The 19,179-nt window shown below is 54.0% G+C and carries 16 protein-coding genes, 1 pseudogene and 1 riboswitch; all 17 genes and pseudogenes read left to right on the forward strand.

Features of this window, described 5'->3' with window-relative positions; translation table 11 throughout:
- The first annotated feature begins 226 nt into the window (after nucleotides 1-226).
- The 17 genes and pseudogenes from LPA02S_RS05620 (at nucleotide 227) to hbs (ending at nucleotide 19,108) form a co-directional block, all read left to right on the forward strand.
- Nucleotides 227-3,532, forward strand: coding sequence for a DNA polymerase III subunit alpha (locus LPA02S_RS05620; protein ID WP_056956962.1), 3,306 nt, complete (start codon nucleotides 227-229; stop codon nucleotides 3,530-3,532).
- A 113-nt stretch (nucleotides 3,533-3,645) separates the two neighbouring features.
- Nucleotides 3,646-4,605 carry a 6-phosphofructokinase gene (pfkA, locus tag LPA02S_RS05625; RefSeq protein ID WP_054649846.1) on the forward strand — a complete coding sequence of 320 codons (960 nt, stop codon included), beginning with the start codon at nucleotides 3,646-3,648 and terminating at the stop codon, nucleotides 4,603-4,605.
- 61 nt (nucleotides 4,606-4,666) lie between these two features.
- Nucleotides 4,667-6,433 (forward strand): pyruvate kinase, encoded by a 1,767-nt coding sequence (gene pyk / locus LPA02S_RS05630; protein WP_056956961.1) that lies wholly within the window; start codon nucleotides 4,667-4,669, stop codon nucleotides 6,431-6,433.
- A gap of 212 nt (nucleotides 6,434-6,645) precedes the next feature.
- Nucleotides 6,646-7,527: a CvfB family protein gene (locus LPA02S_RS05635; RefSeq protein ID WP_056956960.1), complete on the forward strand. Its 882-nt coding sequence runs from the start codon at nucleotides 6,646-6,648 to the stop codon at nucleotides 7,525-7,527.
- A 5-nt stretch (nucleotides 7,528-7,532) separates the two neighbouring features.
- Nucleotides 7,533-8,414 carry a site-specific tyrosine recombinase XerD gene (gene xerD, locus LPA02S_RS05640; RefSeq protein WP_056956959.1) on the forward strand — a complete coding sequence of 294 codons (882 nt, stop codon included), beginning with the start codon at nucleotides 7,533-7,535 and terminating at the stop codon, nucleotides 8,412-8,414.
- A gap of 32 nt (nucleotides 8,415-8,446) precedes the next feature.
- Entirely contained in the window at nucleotides 8,447-8,809 is a 363-nt protein-coding gene (locus LPA02S_RS05645; protein ID WP_056956958.1) for a hypothetical protein, read from the forward strand.
- Between the two features lie 3 nt (nucleotides 8,810-8,812).
- Entirely contained in the window at nucleotides 8,813-9,541 is a 729-nt protein-coding gene (locus LPA02S_RS05650; protein WP_056956957.1) for a segregation and condensation protein A, read from the forward strand.
- A 1-nt stretch (nucleotide 9,542) separates the two neighbouring features.
- A complete protein-coding gene (scpB, locus tag LPA02S_RS05655; RefSeq protein WP_056956956.1) occupies nucleotides 9,543-10,166 on the forward strand; it encodes an SMC-Scp complex subunit ScpB in 624 nt (207 codons plus the stop codon).
- Nucleotides 10,167-10,889, forward strand: coding sequence for a pseudouridine synthase (locus tag LPA02S_RS05660; RefSeq protein WP_054649854.1), 723 nt, complete (start codon nucleotides 10,167-10,169; stop codon nucleotides 10,887-10,889). It begins immediately after the preceding gene.
- 52 nt (nucleotides 10,890-10,941) lie between these two features.
- A riboswitch (FMN riboswitch) is annotated at nucleotides 10,942-11,066 on the forward strand.
- Nucleotides 11,067-11,205: 139 nt separating this feature from the next.
- Nucleotides 11,206-11,766: an ECF transporter S component gene (locus LPA02S_RS05665; protein WP_338043283.1), complete on the forward strand. Its 561-nt coding sequence runs from the start codon at nucleotides 11,206-11,208 to the stop codon at nucleotides 11,764-11,766.
- Between the two features lie 149 nt (nucleotides 11,767-11,915).
- Nucleotides 11,916-12,914, forward strand: a complete 999-nt coding sequence (locus LPA02S_RS11725) for a helix-turn-helix domain-containing protein (RefSeq protein ID WP_056956955.1) — start codon at nucleotides 11,916-11,918, stop codon at nucleotides 12,912-12,914.
- On the forward strand, nucleotides 12,904-14,358 hold the full coding sequence (locus tag LPA02S_RS05675) for a RecQ family ATP-dependent DNA helicase (protein ID WP_056956954.1): 1,455 nt from the start codon (nucleotides 12,904-12,906) through the stop codon (nucleotides 14,356-14,358). The genes LPA02S_RS11725 and LPA02S_RS05675 overlap by 11 nt, the downstream gene beginning before the upstream one ends.
- A 48-nt stretch (nucleotides 14,359-14,406) precedes the next feature.
- Nucleotides 14,407-15,039, forward strand: coding sequence for a LysM peptidoglycan-binding domain-containing protein (locus tag LPA02S_RS05680; RefSeq protein WP_056956953.1), 633 nt, complete (start codon nucleotides 14,407-14,409; stop codon nucleotides 15,037-15,039).
- A gap of 100 nt (nucleotides 15,040-15,139) precedes the next feature.
- Nucleotides 15,140-15,817, forward strand: coding sequence for a (d)CMP kinase (gene cmk / locus LPA02S_RS05685; protein WP_054649867.1), 678 nt, complete (start codon nucleotides 15,140-15,142; stop codon nucleotides 15,815-15,817).
- 147 nt (nucleotides 15,818-15,964) lie between these two features.
- A pseudogene (gene rpsA, locus LPA02S_RS05690) lies at nucleotides 15,965-17,143 on the forward strand (30S ribosomal protein S1); the annotation flags it as partial.
- A 148-nt stretch (nucleotides 17,144-17,291) separates the two neighbouring features.
- A complete protein-coding gene (gene der / locus LPA02S_RS05695; RefSeq protein WP_054649869.1) occupies nucleotides 17,292-18,599 on the forward strand; it encodes a ribosome biogenesis GTPase Der in 1,308 nt (435 codons plus the stop codon).
- Between the two features lie 233 nt (nucleotides 18,600-18,832).
- Nucleotides 18,833-19,108 (forward strand): non-specific DNA-binding protein Hbs, encoded by a 276-nt coding sequence (gene hbs / locus LPA02S_RS05700; protein WP_054649871.1) that lies wholly within the window; start codon nucleotides 18,833-18,835, stop codon nucleotides 19,106-19,108.
- Nucleotides 19,109-19,179 lie beyond the last annotated feature (71 nt).

Here is a 19,179-nt window from a genome sequence, read left to right on the forward strand (position 1 = left end):
GCGTGAGGCTCTCAGCACCGGTCGCGGGGACCAGCTGCTCAACCGGAGCCACCACGCCAGTACGACCAGCCAATAGCAGCGTTTACGTGGAGCGGTCCACAAAGTCGTAGCACACCACAGCACCCTCACCGACCAGCACCGCCACCAGCCGCCACCGCCACTGGTAGTGCGGATGACCGGTGCAGCGATGCCGTGGGTTAGGTATAATGGTATGTGAGGTGGCGGCATGGATTTTGTACAGTTACAGGTAATTTCCAGCGGGAGCATCCTGCAAAGCCCGACTGGGGTGCAATCATACATAGAAGCAGCTAAGGCGCGGGGATACCACGCACTTGCGTTGACCGACGTCAACGTGGTGTATAACCTAGCGCCATTTTATGATGCCGCCAAGGCCGCCGGAATCAAGCCTTTGCTGGGCATGACCCTGCGGCTGAACGACGGCACCGAATGCATCCTCCTTGTGCATACACAGGCCGGCTACCGGCAATTAATGCGCGTCAGCAGTCAGGTCATGACGGGCAAAGTCGACGCTCTGGACGCCATCGGGTATCTGAGCGGCTTGGTCGTGGTGACCACCGCTAACGGTCGGCTCATGGCTGCTCTAACCGCTGGTGATGGTAATTCGGCCTGGGCGTTGGTGACTACTTTGCAGTCCCACCATCCCGACCGGGTGTTGGTGGGCGTACCAGCCGCCGCACTCGCAACCGATTTGCCCGCGTTCGCCCAAGTGCACCACTTGGGCGCGGTGGCGCTCGGTGATGTCCGTTACCTGGATGCTGCCGATGATGTAGCCGCCCAAATTTTGCGGGCAATTGCGACGGGTGACCGCCTGGATTTAAACGCCAACGACGCTCCGGGGGTCTACGAATTGCCTGCAGCCACCGATGCCGGTGAACCGTACGTTGTCGCCCACCGTGATGATTTGGTGCGGGCAACGGTTGCACTGGCTGATGAATGTGCGGTTGATATTCCGGCTGTTCGCACTCAGTTACCAGCCTTTCCGGACACGGAAGGAATGTCTGCTGGCGATTATTTGGCGCACCTCGCGTGGTCGGGGCTAGCCAGCAGGATGTCCGTGGACGATCAAGCAGCGGTCCCCGCCGACTACCAGGAGCGCCTGCAGCACGAGCTAGCGGTCATTGGCTCGATGGGATTTGACGACTACTTTCTAATTGTCGGAGACATCGTGCAGGAGGCTCACCGGCGGGGTATCCTCACCGGACCGGGCCGTGGCTCTGCGGCCGGCTCCCTAGTGGCCTTTGCCCTCGGTATTACCACGGTGGACCCGTTGCAGTACCAGCTACTCTTTGAACGGTTCTTGAACCCGAATCGTGGGCAGATGCCCGATATTGACCTGGACATCCAGGATGATCGCCGCGACGAGATGATTGACTACGTTCGCGAACGCTACGGTACCGATCACTTCGCCCAGATTATGGCATTAGGTACGTTAGGGCCTAAGCAGGCCATTCGCGATGTTGGGCGCGTACTGGGACGACCGCAACATGAGGTAGACGCGATTGCTGGCGCCGTTCCAAGTGGTGAGGAAACAATCGCGGACGCCTTGGCCGCGTCACGGCCATTAGCGAATATGCGGTCGGATAGCGGTGACGTTAACAGGGTGTTGACCCTTGCGGGGCGGCTGACGGGCATCCCACGCAATGTCACTACCCATGCGGCGGGCGTGGTGCTGTCCCGACCGCCGCTGGTGGACACGATTGCGGTGCAGACTATGCCGACCGGAGATGGTGAGCAAACTCAGGGGACCAAAGAAGTGGTTGAACGTCTCGGCCTGCTGAAAATTGATCTACTAGGTTTGCGAACTCTAGGTTTACTCGCCCAAATTTTGTTTTATGTCCGGCGGCAAGTGGGGGACGACTTTGACCCCGAGAACATACCGTTGGATGATGCTGATACCATCAAGTTGTTCCAAGATGGTGATACGCTGGGCGTCTTCCAGTTTGAAAGTGCGCCCATGCAACGGGTGTTGCGCCAAGTTCGTCCCCGTGGTTTTGAGGATGTCGTTGCAACCACCGCGTTGTATCGTCCTGGACCGATGGAATACATTGGCGACTTTGCGGCACGGATGCACGGTGATCAGGAAGTGACCTACGTGACGCCGTTGCTAGCCCCCATCCTGGATTCGACCTATGGCATCATTGTCTATCAGGAACAGGTGATGCAGGTTGCCAGCGCAATTGGTGGCTTTGACATGGCCGCTGCCGATGATTTACGGCGCGCGATGAGCAAGAAGAATAAGGCCAAAATCGACGCCGGCCGAACACAATTTATCGCGGGGGCGCAAGAGCGTGGCCTGAGCGCTGCCGATGCCGAGTCGGTTTACGCCGATATTGAACGATTTGCTGGGTACGGATTCAACCGTAGCCACGCGGTCGCCTACGGAAAGCTCGCCTTTTGGTTGGCTTACCTTAAGGTACATTTTCCTGCAGCGTTTTATGCGGCCCAGTGTAACCGTAATTTGGGGAATACGACCAAGCTACGGTCGCTGATTGGGGCGGCCCGCGCGGCGCAGGTTCCGGTACTGGCTCCCGACGTCAACTGGTCGGGCCGTGGATTTCGCCTCAATAAGAAGGGGGCAATCCGTGTCGGGCTGGCGAACGTTAAGGGCTTACGGCGCGACTTTGTCTCCGCACTGGTGGACGAGCGCTCCGCCAACGGGCAGTTCCAGTCGTATGCGGACCTGCTACTGCGACTGGCACCGCAGTGGCGTGATGCAAAGGTGCTGGGGCCGCTCATTCAGGTTGGTGCGCTGGACCAGTTGGTGACTAACCGGGCCGTAGCGTTGGCGCAGCTGGAGAGTGTCCTGACGGCGGTAGATTTAGCCGCGGGGGACGCGGATCTGTTGCGCAACCTGTGGCCAAAGCAGGCGGACGTTCACGCTAGTTCTCAAGCCGAAGATGATGCGATGGCGGCCACGGTTCTGGGCTACTACCTGAATGGTCACCCGACTGAGCAGTACACGGATGTCGCGGACGGCAACCACGCGGTGCGGCTTGATGGCGTGGGTATCGGCAAGAACGTGGCTACGGTCATACTCGTGACGGCGGTGCGGCAAATTAAAACTAAGCAGGGCATGACAATGGCCTTCCTGACCGTCGAGGACGGGACGGGGACAGCGGACGTGACGCTATTCCCCCGAACTTACCAGCAGGTGCAGCCCGTGACGGTTAATGCCGTATACTTACTGCGGGGCAAAGGCGAACGGCGTGAGCACGACGACAGCACGGCAATTATCGCCAATTCGCTCACACCAATTGATGTGGCTCGGGCCGAATTACCCAAAGTTGTCTTCCTCAATTTAGGGAGTCAGCCCGATGTTGCGCTCCGCTCCGAGGTGGCGGAAATCTTGGCAACGCACCGCGGACGTAGTCCAGTGGTGCTGGTTGCCGACGGCCATCGCCTGCCAACCAAACGGCCGCAATCGTTGGCAGTGACAGATCAGGTGCTAGACCAATTACGCACGGTCCTGGGCCCCGACGCGGTGGTGACCAGGCCATTACGACAAAAGTAAGATTCTGTTGAGAAATCTGCATGTTGCTGGCGACTTTATTTCTGAAAAGTGGTAGACTGATTTTGTTTGGGGTTGAGGTATTCGACCCACAGAAATTCACGTGAGGTGGAAAGATGAAACGCATTGGTATTATGACCAGCGGTGGGGATGCTCCGGGCATGAACGCCGCGGTGCGTGCCGTGACGCGTAAGGCTGAACACGAAGGCCTGGAAGCGTACGGTATCAACTACGGTTTCGCCGGCTTGCTTGCTGGTGATATCTTCCGGATCGATTCACGCACGGCTGATGACATTATCAACCGTGGTGGGACTATCCTGTACTCTGCTCGTTTCCCTGAATTCGCTGAAGAACCAGTTCAGTTGAAGGGTGTGGAGCAGCTCAAGAAGTTCGGTATTGACGCGATTGTCGTTATCGGTGGCGACGGCTCCTATCACGGTGCACTGCGCCTGAACGAGCATGGCTTTAACGCCATGGGCCTGCCGGGGACTATCGACAACGATATTCCTTACACGGACTTCACCATCGGCTTTGACTCTGCTTTGAACACTGCCGTGCACGCAATGGATAACCTGCGCGACACCGCCGCAAGCCACGAACGTACCTTCGTCGTGGAAGTGATGGGCCGTAACGCTGGTGACATCGCGATGTGGGCTGCAGTGGCTAGCGCTGCGGAAGACGTCATTATTCCTGAAAAGGATTTTGATGTCGCTGAGGTAGCGGCAAAGCTGAAGAGTAGCCGCGCCCGTGGCCAAAAGCACGCAATTATCGTGTTGGCTGAAGGCGTAATGACTGCCGCTGAGTTTGCCGATAAGCTCAAGCCGTTCGGTGACTTCCAGCTTCGCGCCACCACTATTGGCCACGTGCAGCGTGGTGGTGTGCCGACCGCCTTTGACCGCGTATTGGCCTCCCGCATGGGTAGCTACGCCGTTGAACTCCTGATGGAGGGTAAGGGTGGTTTGGCCATCGGTATCCAGAACAACAAACTGGTTACCCACAACATGCTCGACCTGTTTGACTCAAAGCACGAGCCCGAAATGGACGTTTACAAGGTTGCAAAAGAGCTCGCATTTTAGTTAACTTAATTCTGGTAACACTGTTTAAAAACATTTTGCAAAAGAAGGAGATTTTTCATTTATGAAAAAGACCAAGATCGTCAGCACGCTTGGACCTGCTAGTAACACGACCGACATCATTGTTAAGTTGATCGAAGCTGGTGCCAACGTTTTCCGTTTCAACTTCTCTCATGGTGACCACGAGGAACACTTGGCCCGTATGACCATGGTTCACGAAGCCGAGAAGATTACTGGCAAGACTGTTGGTATCATGCTTGATACTAAGGGTGCCGAAATCCGTACGACCGTTCAGAGCACGCCTAATGGCAAGATCGAATTCCACACCGGTGATGTGGTACGTATCTCCATGGACGACTCCCTGGAAGGTACTCAGGACAAGGTTGCTGTTACTTACCCTGGCCTGTACGATGACACCCACGTTGGTGGTCACGTGCTCTTTGACGATGGTTTGATCGACGTTCTGATTACCGAAAAGGATGACGAACACCGCGAATTGGTTACCAAGGTCCAGAACGATGGTGTCTTGGGTGGCCGTAAGGGTGTTAACGCCCCTGGTGTTTCCATCAACCTGCCTGGTATCACTGAAAAGGATGCTAGTGACATCCGCTTTGGTTTGGACAACGGTATCAACTTCATTGCTGCTTCCTTCGTTCGTAAGCCACAGGATGTTTTGGACATCCGTGAACTGCTCGAAGAAAAGCACCAGGAACAGGTTCAAATCTTCCCTAAGATTGAATCCCAGGAAGGTATCAACAACATTGATGACATCCTGAAGGTTTCTGATGGTCTGATGGTTGCCCGTGGTGACATGGGTGTCGAAATTCCATTCGAACACGTGCCATTAGTTCAGAAGTCCCTGATTAAGAAGTGCAACGCCCTGGGCAAGCCAGTTATCACTGCTACCCAGATGCTGGACTCCATGCAGGAAAACCCTCGTCCTACTCGTGCCGAAGTTAACGACGTTGCTAACGCCGTATTCGACGGTACCGACGCAACGATGCTTTCCGGTGAATCCGCAAACGGTGACTACCCTGTAGAATCCGTTGCCGCAATGGCTCGCATCGACGAATACACTGAAAAGGCCATGACTGACCAGGATGCTTACGCTTTGAAGCAGTACTCCAACCAGTCCGTGACTGAGTCAGTTGGTCAGGCTGTGGCACACACGGCGCGCAACCTGGGTGTTAAGACCATCGTTGCTGCCACTAACTCTGGTTACACTGCCCGTATGATCAGCAAGTACCGTCCGAAGGCTGACATCTTGGCACTGACTTTCAGTGAAAAGACTCAGCGCGGTTTGATGATCAACTGGGGTGTTGTCCCAGAAATCATCGAAAAGCCATCTTCAACTGATGACATGTTCGATGTTGCCACTAAGAAGGCTCAGGAATTGGGCTTTGCTGAAGAAGGCGACTTGATTCTGATTACTGCCGGTGTTCCAGTTGGTGAAACTGGTACGACCAACGTTATGAAGGTTCAGCTGATCGGCTCCAAGTTGACTCAGGGTTCCGGTGTTGGCGACCAGACTACTGTTGGTAAGGCCGTTGTTGCTACTACTGCAAGCGAAGCTGTTGCTAAGATGCAGAAGGGTGACATCCTGGTTACCAAGACGACCGACAAGGACTACCTGCCAGCCATCGAAAAGGCTGCTGCAGTGGTTGTTGAAGCCGGTGGTTTGACTAGCCATGCTGCCGTTGTGGGTATCGCTATGGGTATCCCAGTGGTTGTTGGCGCTGAAGACGCAACGACTGTCATCAATGATGGCCAGGTCGTAACCGTTGATTCTCGTCGTGGTATCGTCTACAAGGGTGCTACGAACGCCATCTAATGGTGCGTCAATCTAACTAATTGCTTTCAAACTCGAGGGGTGCGACACACTTTGGTGTGTTGCGCCCCTTTGGGTTACATATACTGCCGGGCATGGTCAAGGGCCAGCCAGGGTGGTAAACTAACTATTAAGAATGCCTTACGCTACACTAGCAATAGGCGTGTTGCGCAAAAAAGGGTGGCCGCTAGCCCTGGCCAAATAAGGAGAAAACGATGGATTTTAATGGACAGACCGTCACTGGTAAGGTGACTGATAGTAACGAGGATTACGTGTACGTTCAGTACGCTGGCACCACGATGGCGGTGCAACGGAGTGAGTTTGATGAGATGCCGGCTTTAGGGAGCAGCGTCACCGGCTTTGCCTACGAGAATGAGCACCGTGAGCCGCGAATGACGACGAAACAGCTGGCTATTAGTGAGTCGCAGTACGCCTTCTGCCCAGTGGTGCAGGTGCGCCGCGATTTGGGCGTCTTCGTGGACGTGGGCTTGCCGGATAAAGACGTGGTGGTGAGTCTCGACGATCTGCCACTTGAGAACCGCTTGTGGCCGTCCCGTGGCGACCGCCTGATGATTCGGCTTGAATTGGACAACAAGCACCGCATGTGGGGCAAAGTAGCTGCGCCGGACTTCTTCCCGCAATTAGCGCACATTGCTCATGATGACATGAAGAACAAAGATGTGACAGCAACGGTTTACCGCCTGAAGCTGGCGGGGACATTGGTGTTCACTGATGACCACTACTTGGGCTTTATCCACCCGAGTGAACGTGATGCTGAACCCCGTTTGGGTCAGGTCGTGCACGCGCGGGTGATTGGTATTCGTCAGGATGGTGGTTTGAACCTATCGCTGCACCCGCGCGCCTACGAGGCGATTGACGACGACGCCGCAATGTTGCTCGCAGTGATGCAACATAGTCACGATGGGCGACTAAACCTGACGGACAAGAGCGACCCGGCTTTGATTCGCCAGCACCTCGATATTAGCAAAGGTGCCTTCAAGCGTGCGTTGGGCCACCTGCTCAAGGCGCGGTTAGTGCGTGAAATGGACGGCTACGTTGAGTTGTTACCGCAGGACAAGGCCCCTGACGCGGAGTAATAGCTATGGATGACTTAATTACTGATTTTTTGCATTACCTCGAAGTTGAACGTGGCTTAGCGGCAAATACGCGGATTAGCTATGGTAACGATTTACACCGTTATTCGTCCTGGCTCAAACAACAGCAAATTGATACGGTGCCCGAGGAACGGATCGTAGTGGTGGAGTTTCTGACCTCTGAGTCCGAATCGTTGGCCGCAACCAGCATGGCGCGGGAGCAGTCGGCTCTGCGCAAGTTTTACCGCTTTTTGGGACGCCAGGGTGTTGTGAGCAACGACCCCATGGACCTGATCGACGCGCCTAAGCCGGGGCGGCATTTGCCCACTGTGCTCAGTATGGACGAGATTGACCAACTGATGGCGGCCCCGAACGTGGATAAACCACTCGGCTTGCGGGACCGCGCCATCTTTGAAATAATGTACGCTACCGGGATGCGGGTATCCGAGGTCATTAATCTTAGCCTCAACCAGCTGCACCTCGACATGAACTTGATTCAGGTGATTGGTAAAGGGGATAAGGAACGCCTGGTGCCGGTTAGTGGCCAAGCAGTGTCGTGGTTGCGACGGTACCTGGATGATTCGCGTCCACGATTGTTGCGACGGTCCGACCCCCGCGTAGTTTTTCTGAACTTCCACGGGCAGCAGCTGACCCGTCAAGGCATATGGAAAAACCTCAAGAGCTACATCGTCGATTTGGGGATCGATAAGGATGTGACCCCGCACACGCTGCGGCATAGTTTTGCGACCAATTTGCTTGCCAACGGGGCGGACTTGCGGGTAGTTCAAGAGATATTAGGTCACGCCGATATTAGTACCACGCAGTTATACACGCACTTATCGAACGGGCGCCTCGCGGAAGTTTATCACGCGACGCACCCACGCGGTTAGTGGTTGGATGACAGTAAGGTTTAGGTGAAATCATGTTAGTAAAGTATAAACGCGACTACCAAAAAATTGCGATGGGTTTCTTGTCGTTTGAGCCCGATTTGAAGGTGTTGAGTAACCTTCAATCTGAGTTGAAACTGTTTGCTGAGGATGCAGGGCACCAGTTGTACCTGTATAAGGACGCGGACAACGACTTTTCTGGTGTAGTGGGTATTGAGGATGGCGATGGCTACGTGCTGGTTCGTCACCTCCAATTGGCTCCCGCACTGCGCAATCAGGAAACCATCAATACGGTGCTTGATGAGTTAGCGTCCATTGTCGGCGCACGGCGAATTATGGGTTCATTGGAGACCACGCCGCTGATCATGCGTTGGGAGGAGCACAGAAGGGAACCATAGCGCATGGCGTTAACAATCGTACTGAAAGACTTTGCGGGGCCACTAGATTTGTTGTGGCACCTCATTAAGCAAGAAAAACTGGATATTTACGACATCCCAATTGCCCAAATTACCGGCCAATATTTAGAGTACCTGCAGGCAATGCAGGATAACGCACTTGATGTGGCTGGTGATTACTTTGTGATGGCTGCTAGTTTGATGGCCCTGAAGAGCCGGATGCTGCTGCCCGAACCGGAACCTGAGCCTGGCACTGAGGAACTGGTTGAAGATCCTCGCGCTGAGTTGGTCGAACAGCTCCTTAATTACCAAGTATTTCAGGAAGCTGCTGGCCAGTTGCGTGACCTCGAGGTTGAGCGGAGTGCTTCCTTTGCGAAGCCCGCTTCGTTGCCACCGGCCGAGGTTACGGCTCCACTTGCCCCGGGAGCCGTGAAGCTGATTGACTTCCAAAGGGCGGTGGCGGACGTTGTGCATCGCGTTCAGCAGCAGGAAACGGCGGTGCGGCACATTGAGGCTGAGGCCAGTGCTTCCATTGAGGACACCATCGCCGCAATGCTCGGTCAGTTACAACGGTTAGGTGACTGTGACTTTACGAATCTAGTTGATGGCCGGACGGTGGCCGCGGTCATTACGAGCTTTTTGGCGTTGCTTGAAATGATGAAAACGGACACGGTTGTTTGTACGCAGGCAGGCCCCACTGAACCGATTCACGTTTACTTAAAGGAGGTGGCATAGCTTGCTGGGAACAATTGAAGCAGTATTATACGCCGCTGGTGAGGACGGCGTGGACTTACATACTCTCGCGGAAATTTTGGGTGTAAGTGTGGCCGCCACCCGGCAGCAGGTCGCCACGTTGGCAGACCAGATGGCAACGGACGACCAACGCGGATTATTTATCCAGCAGTCGGGCGAACGCTTCTACATGCTCACCAAGCCCGCAGCCGCGCCGGCACTTAAAAAATACTTCCAGGGTCCACCCGCGACGGGGCTATCCAAAGCGGCGTTGGAATCCCTGGCTATTATCGCGTACCAACAACCGGTCACGCGCATCGATATTGATGAGGTGCGGGGGGTACAAAGTTCCGGCTCGCTACAGACCCTAGTGACCCGACAGCTGGTGGCCGAAGCCGGCCGCAAGGATGCTCCTGGACGACCCATCATGTACCGCACGACGGAGGTTTTCTTGGACTACTTTGGTCTGGGTAGCTTGGATGACTTACCGCCGCTACCCACCAGCGGGACTCCGGATCCGGAGACGCTTGACCTGTTTGGCCGGGCTGACATTGACGATGAGGGTGTCGGCGACGCACTAGATACAGAACCGACACCACTGACTACGGAACCAACGGAGGATGAATAGATGGCTGAACGACTTCAAAAAGTAATTGCTCATGCGGGGGTGGCGTCACGTCGCCACGCCGAGGAACTGATTAGTGCGGGGCAGGTTACGGTGAACGGGTCCGTAGTCACGACACTTGGTACTCAGGTTGAGCCTGGCGACCAGGTGGCAGTGAATGGCGTGCCTTTGACCAAGGAGAAACTACAATACTTCTTGCTGTATAAGCCTCGCGGTGTGATTACTGCCGTCACGGATAATAAGAACCGCAAAGTGGTCACGGATTTCTTCGAGGATGTGCGTGAACGCGTGTACCCGGTGGGCCGGTTGGATTACGACACGTCCGGTGCCTTGATTATGACCAACGACGGTGAGTTTGCTAACATGATGATGCATCCGCGGTACCACATCGATAAGCGGTACGTGGCTAAGGTGGAAGGAATTCCCACTAACTTGCAATTACAGCCCTTACGTGAGGGTGTCCGGGTCGACGGACGCAAGTTGGCGCCAGCAAAGGTTAAAGTGCTTTCCCGCGATAATGGCGGCAAGCGCACCGCGATTGTGGAGCTGACTATTCATCAAGGACTGAACCACCAAGTCAAGAAGATGTTCAAGCAGGTCGGGTTCCCGGTGATTAAGTTGGCTCGTGAAGCGTTTGGTCCCTTGACGCTCGACGGTATGTCGGCGGGTGATTACCGGAAGCTCACCCATCAAGAGGTGGCTCGGCTCAAAGAAATGGCCGAATAGGCTTGCATTTGTGGGCAATCGTGTTACTATAAATAAGTAATTAAATAAACTGGTTCGTCTTCAGGGCAGGGTGTAATTCCCGACCGGCGGTGATAGCCCGCTACTCGTCACGTTTGTGGCGACCGACTTGGTGAGATTCCAGGGCCGATAGTATAGTCTAGATGGAAGAAGATGGGACTCTTTTTGCTGTCCTGACAAAAAGACCCGTCATCCTCGTGGTGACGGTTTTTTATTGGTCAGGATGGGTGGTCTCTCCGGGACGAACCGCCTGGAGGTAATTGTTTTGACTAATGTTGCAAGTACGCGTGTACACCGTATGGCTGGTATTGCCATATTGGCGGCGTTTGGGTTCGTATTGATGAACTTTGAGGTGCCGATCATACCCGCGTTTCCGTTTTTAAAGCTCGATGGTAGTGACGTACCGGTTCTAATCGGCACGCTATTATACGGGCCGGTAGGTGGTGTCGGGGTGGCGTTTTTACGTAGTCTGGTCCACTTTGTGATTACCGGTGGGGGTGCGGTGAACTTGGTGGGTGACTTTGCCGCTTTTCTGGCCAGTTGCTCGCTCGCACTGCCGGTGGGACTGGCCGTTAAAAAGCAGTTTAGCTGGCGCCGGCTCTTGGCTGGTTTGGGTGTCGGGGTGATCATGCTGACCATCGTGATGTCCGTGGTCAATTACTTCGTGTTGATTCCGGTTTACATGGCGGTGCTCAACTTCAAACTCGGTGTCAGTTTGGCACAGTACGTTGTCGCGGGCGTAGTACCGTTTAACCTAATTAAGGGGGTACTACTCGCGGTGCTGACTGCGATTATTGCCCGTGCTCTGGGCGGTTGGATTCAGCATAACCGTCAAAACGGGACCAAACAAGGTAATTAGCAGGTTCTAAAATCTTAATACTAAGCTTAGGGACGGCCATGGCCGCCCCTTTTTTGCGGTTGCAAGTGTTGCAGGTGCATCCCGCTGTACTCTGTGAAGCAAAGCAACATTTACGTTATACTGGTTGCATACGTGAGGAGGACAAGGCAATGCTAGCGGATTATCTCATCCAGTTTTTTGGGCCAGAACCGCGACGGCCGCTGTCGGTGCTGGGGTTACTGACGGGAAAGAAAACCATCTCGACGCTGTATGCGGCGTTGCAAACCGAACAGTTGCAGTGGCTAGCGTTGATGCCGCAACTACGGCGCGATGACTTTTTGACGTCTGTGGCCCAAATGCGCCGGCATGGTTGGCTTGAGCTGGTTGACAAAGATGTTAGGCTGACTGCGGCTGGTACTAGGCAGCGAGAACTGGTGAGCACCACGCATCCGTTACCCCGTCATTACGATTTTCGGCTCAATCCGAGCGGCCTGAGCACCCGATTATTTTTAGCGGTCCAAGTGATCTCGGAGGCCACCTTTGCGAATAATACATACGTCCCCGTGGTTGCGGATTGGTCCGTTCAGCACTGGGTGAAGTCGTGGTATCGTCACCATGGTCGCGACCATCAGGCGGTGGTGCAAGACCTGATTACAGCCTTTAATTTTTTGCCATCCGACACGGCCGATTTTCTAGCGGCCCGGTTGGTGGGGCACGGCTATGCCGGTTCGGTGGACCTGGTGGCTGACGAGTGGGGATGGCAGTTATTGGATGCTATGGGTAGCCTTGCGCACGTAATCGGCGACCATGAGTCCGCCATGACGGCGTTGTTTCAACTTTGGGGTGGTCCCGTGAATCCATTGCCCGCACTTGGTCAAAAGAGTTTAGAATTAGTGAATCAAGGCATGAGCGTTGCAGAAATCGCGCAGCGGATGCGACGTAAAGAGAGCACCGTTAACGAACACATACAAGCCGCTGCTATTTGGGGTATGCCCGTTAATCTGCGCGTGTTGTTACCCACGGGTATGCACGGTGCGCTGGTTGCGGCCTGGGACGCGGGTCTACGCGATTACCGGGACATCCAGGCGCGGGTTCCGGACGCCTCATTTTTGCAAGTGCGATTGGTGCAAGTGGAATGCATTAGGAAGGAACAGGCACATGGCGATTGAACAGGCTGATATTGAGACGGCGCTACACAATTTAGGCTTTGACGATTTTCGTCCCGGACAGCGGGAGATTATTAGTGCCGTGGTCGCGGGGCACAATATGCTGGGGGTTCTGCCGACGGGTAGCGGAAAAACTTTGTGCTACCAACTACCGGGCAGACTGTTAGGCGGTTTAACGGTCGTTGTTGAACCGTTGCTGGCGTTGATGCGCGATCAGGTTGCGCGGCTACAAGCGGCAGGTGAACGGCGCGTGGTCGCGTTGAACTCCAGCCTGGACCCGCATGATTTTAACGAGGTGCTCCGCGACCTAGACCGGTGCCGTTTTCTATTTATCGCACCCGAAATGCTACAGCGGCCGGAGATACAGCGACGTCTACAGGCACTTGCCATCAGCTTGTTTGTGGTGGATGAGGCGCACTGTATTTCGCAGTGGGGCCCAGACTTTCGACCTGCCTATTTACGTCTAGGCGCCGTCATCGACCGGGTGCAGCCGGCTTCCGTACTGGCATTGACGGCCACCGCCCCGCGCCAGGTACAGGAGGATATCGTTCAGCAATTACATATGCCCAGCGCGCGGACTTATATCGGCTCCGTTAACCGCCCCAACCTCTTTTTAGGGGTGGAGCAGGTACTGAACCCGCAAGCAAAGTTTGCCCGCCTCGTTGAGCTCCTAGATAGTGTCTCCGGGCCGACTTTGGTTTATTGCGGTACAAAGTTGCAGGCAGAGGAGGTCGCTGGTCGCATCACCACCGCTACGGGTCGGGCGGCAGCGTTCTATCATGCCGGTCTGGACGCCCACAGCCGGACGCTCCGCGAGCGCCAATTCATTGAGGGGGATTTAGACGTACTTTGCGCCACCAGCGCCTTTGGGATGGGTGTTGATAAACCGGACGTACGGCTCGTCGTACACCTCTTTGTGCCGGAGTCATTAGAAGATTACTCACAGGCGATTGGTCGCGCCGGTCGGGATGGGCAACGGAGTGTCACCGTACTCCTATTAACCCCTAAGGATTTGGCGACGGCTCGCCAACACGCTGAGGCTATGCCGGAACGCGAAACAATCGAGAGTGTTTATGCCCAACCGCAGGCGTTCGTGGGGATGGATGACAACCAGGTACAACTTATTCTGGCATACCAGCACCTCGGCTTTGCGGCTGAGCAGGTTTGGCAACAATTGCGGGATCGGCAGACCGAAAGCGTGGCCGGGTTTAGCGCGATGGTTGCATTCATTGATGACCAACGGTGTCACCGATCCGTGTGGCTCCGGCATTTTGACAGCCCCGGTGTCGAGCACGATGCGATGTGGTGTTGTGGCCCGGTCACGGCGCAAGTGGTCGCAGCAATGGATAGCCACGGTTCACCCGCAATGAACACAAGCCGACAAATTACCAATTGGCGTGCAGTATTTCGGCACATTTTTAACGTTGACGGCCAGGTGGGCGAATAAACTGTGTTAAAATGACTATAACAGTGATAAAAAGAGGAGGCGGTGACCGTGGCCCAGACCCCAAAGGATGAGCACGATAACCAGCAAAACCAACCCCAAGAACCTTGGAACACCAAATTTGACGACGATTTAGACGATGACGGTAACTACTCGCGCGTAAAAAAACGCCGGCGCAGTCACGGCAATTCAGTTCTAACGTGGTCAATTACCGTTGGTTTAATTGTAATTCTATTGGTACCCATCATCTGGCTAGCCGTGGATAAACGCATGCAGAACTCGGCTGATACTCAGGAATCTAGTAGTGTGGCCGTGTCGTCCAGTGCTAAGGCAAAGCGTAGTAGTTCCGCCAAAGCCGCGAGCGAGGCTAAGGCCAGCAGTAAGGCTGCGTCAAAGAGTAGCAGTGCTAAGAAGGCCAGTGTTGCTAAGGCAAGCAGTAAATCGGCGGCAAAGGGTTCGTCAACTAGTGCATCGGCTAGCGAGTCGAGTACCGCTGAAAGCAGTAGTAGTAGTGCCGAATCAAGCAGTGCTAGCAGTGCGGCCGGTACTTACACGGTTCAATCTGGCGATAACCTTTACCGGATCGCGGTTAATCACGGGATGAGCTTATCCGAAATTCAGGAGTTGAACGGGATGGGCTCGAGCACCAGCGTCACGCCGGGGCAAACACTGAAGGTAAAGTAGCCCGTAGTTGTAAGTTCACAAAGAGGCTCAGTTGGGCCGTGGCAATGATGCCTCGGCCCATTTATATGGCTAAATCAGTTGAAGGAGAATCAGGATATACATGCAGATTGCGATTGACGGCCCGGCCAGTGCGGGTAAGAGTACCATTGCGAAGTTAGTGGCCACTAAGTTGGGGTACGTGTACTGTGACACGGGGGCAATGTACCGAACGGTGACATTGATGGCTTTACGTGCGGGAATTGATGTTCACGATGCTGATGCGATTACGGCGCGGTTGCCGGAATTACGCATTGATTTCCGTCCCACTGCTGATGGGCAACAAGTTCTGATGAACGGTGACGACGTTTCTTTGGCCATCCGGCAGGAAGATGTCACCAATAATGCGAGTGCGGTGTCCGCTATTCCCGCAGTCCGGGCAGACCTCACGCAACGGCAACGCGACATTGCCGCCGCAGGAAACATCGTGATGGACGGCCGGGACATTGGGACAACCGTGCTACCGGACGCGGAACTGAAGGTGTTCATGGTCGCCAGTGTAGAGGAGCGGGCCCGGCGTCGTTTCTTGGACAACCAAGCCAAGGGCATTGACGTGCCCGTAGAGGTCCTTGAGCAGGAAATAGCCGCGCGTGACCATAAAGATTCAACGCGAGCAACGTCCCCGTTGAAGCAGGCGGACGATGCTGTGCGCATTGACACCACCCATATGTCGATTGATGAAGTGGTGACCGAGATTTTGCTCCTACACGATGACCGCGAGCAGACTGCAGCCACTAAATAACTAGGTTGTACAAGTTTAAAAACGCGAATTGAAAAACTATGATTGAAAAGTTGGCAAAAGTGCCGCGTATCATGTATACTGGCATTTGATGATAGTCGTTAAGGAGGATTTTTTGGCATGAGTGAAAACAGCGTAAACCCAGAAACCATGGCGGACGCCCTGAACAGCGTTCAAACGGTCAATGTTGGTGATACCGTTAAGGGTGAAGTCCTGGCAATTGAGGACAAGCAACTAACGGTCGGCATCCAAGGTACCGGCGTGGAAGGGGTTGTGCCACTTAAAGAATTAAGTACCCAGCCAATCGAAGATATCCACGAAGTTGCCCAGGTTGGCGACGTGATGGATCTGGTTATTATTAGCAAGATTGGTAAGGACAAGGAAAACGGGCAGTTCCTGCTTTCCAAGCGTCGCCTCGAATCAAAGAAGGTTTGGGACGAACTGAAGGCGAAGTCTGACGCAGGTGAAAACATTACCGCCCCTGTTACTTCTGTAGTAAAGGGTGGTCTGGTTGTTAACGCCGGTGTCCGTGGCTTTGTGCCAGCATCGATGGTCGCTGATCACTTTGTCGAAGACCTCAAGCAGTACCAAGGTCAGGAACTCGAATTCAAGATTATTGAAATCGAACCCCTGGACAACCGTTTGATTTTGTCACACCGTGCCGTACTTGAAGCACAGAAGGCCGAAGCTCGTGAAGAAATCTTCGCTAAGATTCAGCCTGGTGATGTCCTCGACGGTAAGGTTGCTCGTCTGACGAACTTTGGTGCCTTCGTTGACTTGGGTGGTGTTGATGGTCTGGTGCACGTTTCCCAGATTTCTTTTGACCACGTTGACAAGCCAAGTGATGTTCTGAAGGTCGGCCAGGACGTTAAGGTTAAGGTGCTGAACCTGGACCCAGAACGTAACCGTATCAGCTTGTCCATCAAGGACACGCTGCCAGAACCTTGGGATGGTATCGAAGACAAGGCTCCAGTCGATGCAGTCCTGACTGGTACTGTTCGTCGCCTGACTAACTTTGGTGCATTTGTTGAAGTGCTGCCTGGTGTTGAGGGTCTGGTACACATTTCCCAGATTTCCCACGAACACATTGGTACTCCAGCTGACGTGCTGAAGGAAGGCCAAGAAGTGCAGGTCAAGGTTCTGTCTGTTGACCCATCAGCACACCGTCTTGGTTTGTCCATCAAGGCCCTGACTGAAGCCCCAGAGGGTGCTGCTGAAGAAGACAACAGCAACAACAGTCGTCCTCGTCGTAGCAACAACAATGGTGGCAACAACCGTGGTCGTCGTAACGGCGGTAACGGTGGTCGTACTAGCATTCCTGCTGAATACCAGCAGGACGACTCTGGCTTCTCTTTGGGTGACATCTTGGGTGATGCCCTTAAGGATGCTGGTCAGGACGACAAGTAATTCCTTTCAACAAATTAGTTACTGGAAAACGTTGGGCCAACGGCTCAGCGTTTTTTGATAGGAGGGCAACATGACTATTCCCACATTAGCAATTGTTGGGCGCCCCAACGTGGGTAAATCAACGATTTTTAATCGCATCGTGGGTACCAGGCAGGCCATTGTTGAGGATACCCCTGGTGTTACGCGGGACCGTCTGTATGGGCGTGCCACGTGGCTCACACGTGAATTTGCCGTTATCGATACCGGTGGTATTGATATGGGCGATGAGCCCTTGGTTCAACAAATCACCCAGCAGGCCGAAATTGCGATTGATGAAGCGGACGTGATTCTGTTCTTGGTGAACGTCGAGAATGGTGTGACTGATGCCGACGAACGGGTCGCACAGATTCTTTATCGTGCCGACAAGCCGGTGATTCTAGCGGTTAATAAGGTCGACAACCCCGAACGGCGCAACGACGTCTTTGACTATTACAGTCTCGGCTTTGGCGAACCACTGCCGCTGTCTGGTACGCACGGGTTGGGCTTGGGGGACGTCTTGGACGCCGTCCTGGCTGCTTTCCCTGATGACCAGGCGGATGCCGAGGATGATAGCGTTAAGTTTTCCCTGATTGGGCGGCCCAACGTGGGCAAGTCCTCACTGGTGAACGCCATTTTGGGCGAAAACCGCGTGATTGTGTCCAACATTGAGGGGACCACCCGTGACGCCATCGATACCCACTTTGAGGCACTCGGGACCGAATTTACCATGATTGACACTGCCGGTTTGCGTAAGCGTGGCAAGGTGTACGAAAACACCGAGAAGTACGCCGTGTTGCGCGCCATGCGTGCCATTGATCGGTCAGACGTGGTTCTGATGGTGCTCAACGCCGAGGAGGGCATCCGCGAGCAGGATAAACGTGTGGCGGGCTACGCGCACGAGGCCGGTCGTGGGATTGTCATTGTGGTCAACAAGTGGGACACCTTGGACAAGGATATGCACACGATGCAGGACTTTGAGAACCACGTCCGCGACCAGTTCCAATATTTGGATTATGCGCCCATTGTGTTCGTATCGGCGAAGACTAAACAACGCCTAGACCAATTACCACGGTTAATCATGCAGGTGGCTGAAAATCAGTCCCGCCGCATTCAAAGTAGCGTGCTGAATGACGTCATTAATGAGGCCATTACGGTCACGCCCACGCCAACCATTAACGGCAAGCGGTTGCGTATTTACTACATGACGCAGGTTTCCATCAAGCCACCAACGTTTATCGTGTTTGTAAATGACGTAGAATTACTACATTTTTCCTATCAGCGGTTTATCATTAACCGGTTAAGGGAAACGTTTGATTTCGAAGGTACACCAATTCATTTAATTGCACGGAGGCGTCAATAACAGTTGGTTGACGGGAACTTACGCCTTATTGTGAATAATTTTATGACTAGGATGTTAAATATAACAATTTTTTAGCTAAAAACGCGAAAACGCTTGGCAGAACGCCTTTTCCATGCTATATTTACGTGTGAAATAGTGTTGCTTAGGTGCTCATTATTTCCTCATTCTTAAACCACTAATACGGTGGATTTTGTAGTTAGAATAACTAACTGCATCACGGAGGTGAAATACACATGGCAAACAAAGCAGAACTTATCGACAGCGTTGCATCCGCAACTGGCTTGACTAAGAAGGACGCTACGGCCGCTGTTGACGCAGTGTTCGGTTCTATCCAGGATAGTCTGGCTAAGGGCGACAAGGTCCAGTTGATCGGTTTCGGTAACTTTGAGGTCCGCGCACGTGCTGCCCGTAAGGGTCGCAACCCGCAGACTGGCGCTGAAATCCAGATCCCTGCATCCAAGGTACCAGCATTCAAGCCTGGTAAGGCCTTGAAGGACGCCGTTAAGTAATTAACGGAGATGCAATAGTACTTAGAGAGGCTGAGCCCAAAGCGATTTGGGCTCGGCTTTTCTTTTGGAGA

The organism is Lacticaseibacillus pantheris DSM 15945 = JCM 12539 = NBRC 106106 (genome assembly GCF_001591865.1).
Lineage (GTDB): Bacteria > Bacillota > Bacilli > Lactobacillales > Lactobacillaceae > Lacticaseibacillus > Lacticaseibacillus pantheris.

What these genes read in the sequence shown, in the direction of transcription:
- LPA02S_RS05620 (WP_056956962.1), top strand. Translation starts at nt 227, where the DNA reads ATGGATTTTGTACAGTTACAGGTAATTTCCAGCGGGAGCATCCTGCAA.
- pfkA (WP_054649846.1), top strand. Translation starts at nt 3,646, where the DNA reads ATGAAACGCATTGGTATTATGACCAGCGGTGGGGATGCTCCGGGCATG.
- pyk (WP_056956961.1), top strand. Translation starts at nt 4,667, where the DNA reads ATGAAAAAGACCAAGATCGTCAGCACGCTTGGACCTGCTAGTAACACG.
- LPA02S_RS05635 (WP_056956960.1), top strand. Translation starts at nt 6,646, where the DNA reads ATGGATTTTAATGGACAGACCGTCACTGGTAAGGTGACTGATAGTAAC.
- xerD (WP_056956959.1), top strand. Translation starts at nt 7,533, where the DNA reads ATGGATGACTTAATTACTGATTTTTTGCATTACCTCGAAGTTGAACGT.
- LPA02S_RS05645 (WP_056956958.1), top strand. Translation starts at nt 8,447, where the DNA reads ATGTTAGTAAAGTATAAACGCGACTACCAAAAAATTGCGATGGGTTTC.
- LPA02S_RS05650 (WP_056956957.1), top strand. Translation starts at nt 8,813, where the DNA reads ATGGCGTTAACAATCGTACTGAAAGACTTTGCGGGGCCACTAGATTTG.
- LPA02S_RS05660 (WP_054649854.1), top strand. Translation starts at nt 10,167, where the DNA reads ATGGCTGAACGACTTCAAAAAGTAATTGCTCATGCGGGGGTGGCGTCA.
- LPA02S_RS05665 (WP_338043283.1), top strand. Translation starts at nt 11,206, where the DNA reads ATGGCTGGTATTGCCATATTGGCGGCGTTTGGGTTCGTATTGATGAAC.
- LPA02S_RS11725 (WP_056956955.1), top strand. Translation starts at nt 11,916, where the DNA reads ATGCTAGCGGATTATCTCATCCAGTTTTTTGGGCCAGAACCGCGACGG.
- LPA02S_RS05675 (WP_056956954.1), top strand. Translation starts at nt 12,904, where the DNA reads ATGGCGATTGAACAGGCTGATATTGAGACGGCGCTACACAATTTAGGC.
- cmk (WP_054649867.1), top strand. Translation starts at nt 15,140, where the DNA reads ATGCAGATTGCGATTGACGGCCCGGCCAGTGCGGGTAAGAGTACCATT.
- der (WP_054649869.1), top strand. Translation starts at nt 17,292, where the DNA reads ATGACTATTCCCACATTAGCAATTGTTGGGCGCCCCAACGTGGGTAAA.
- hbs (WP_054649871.1), top strand. Translation starts at nt 18,833, where the DNA reads ATGGCAAACAAAGCAGAACTTATCGACAGCGTTGCATCCGCAACTGGC.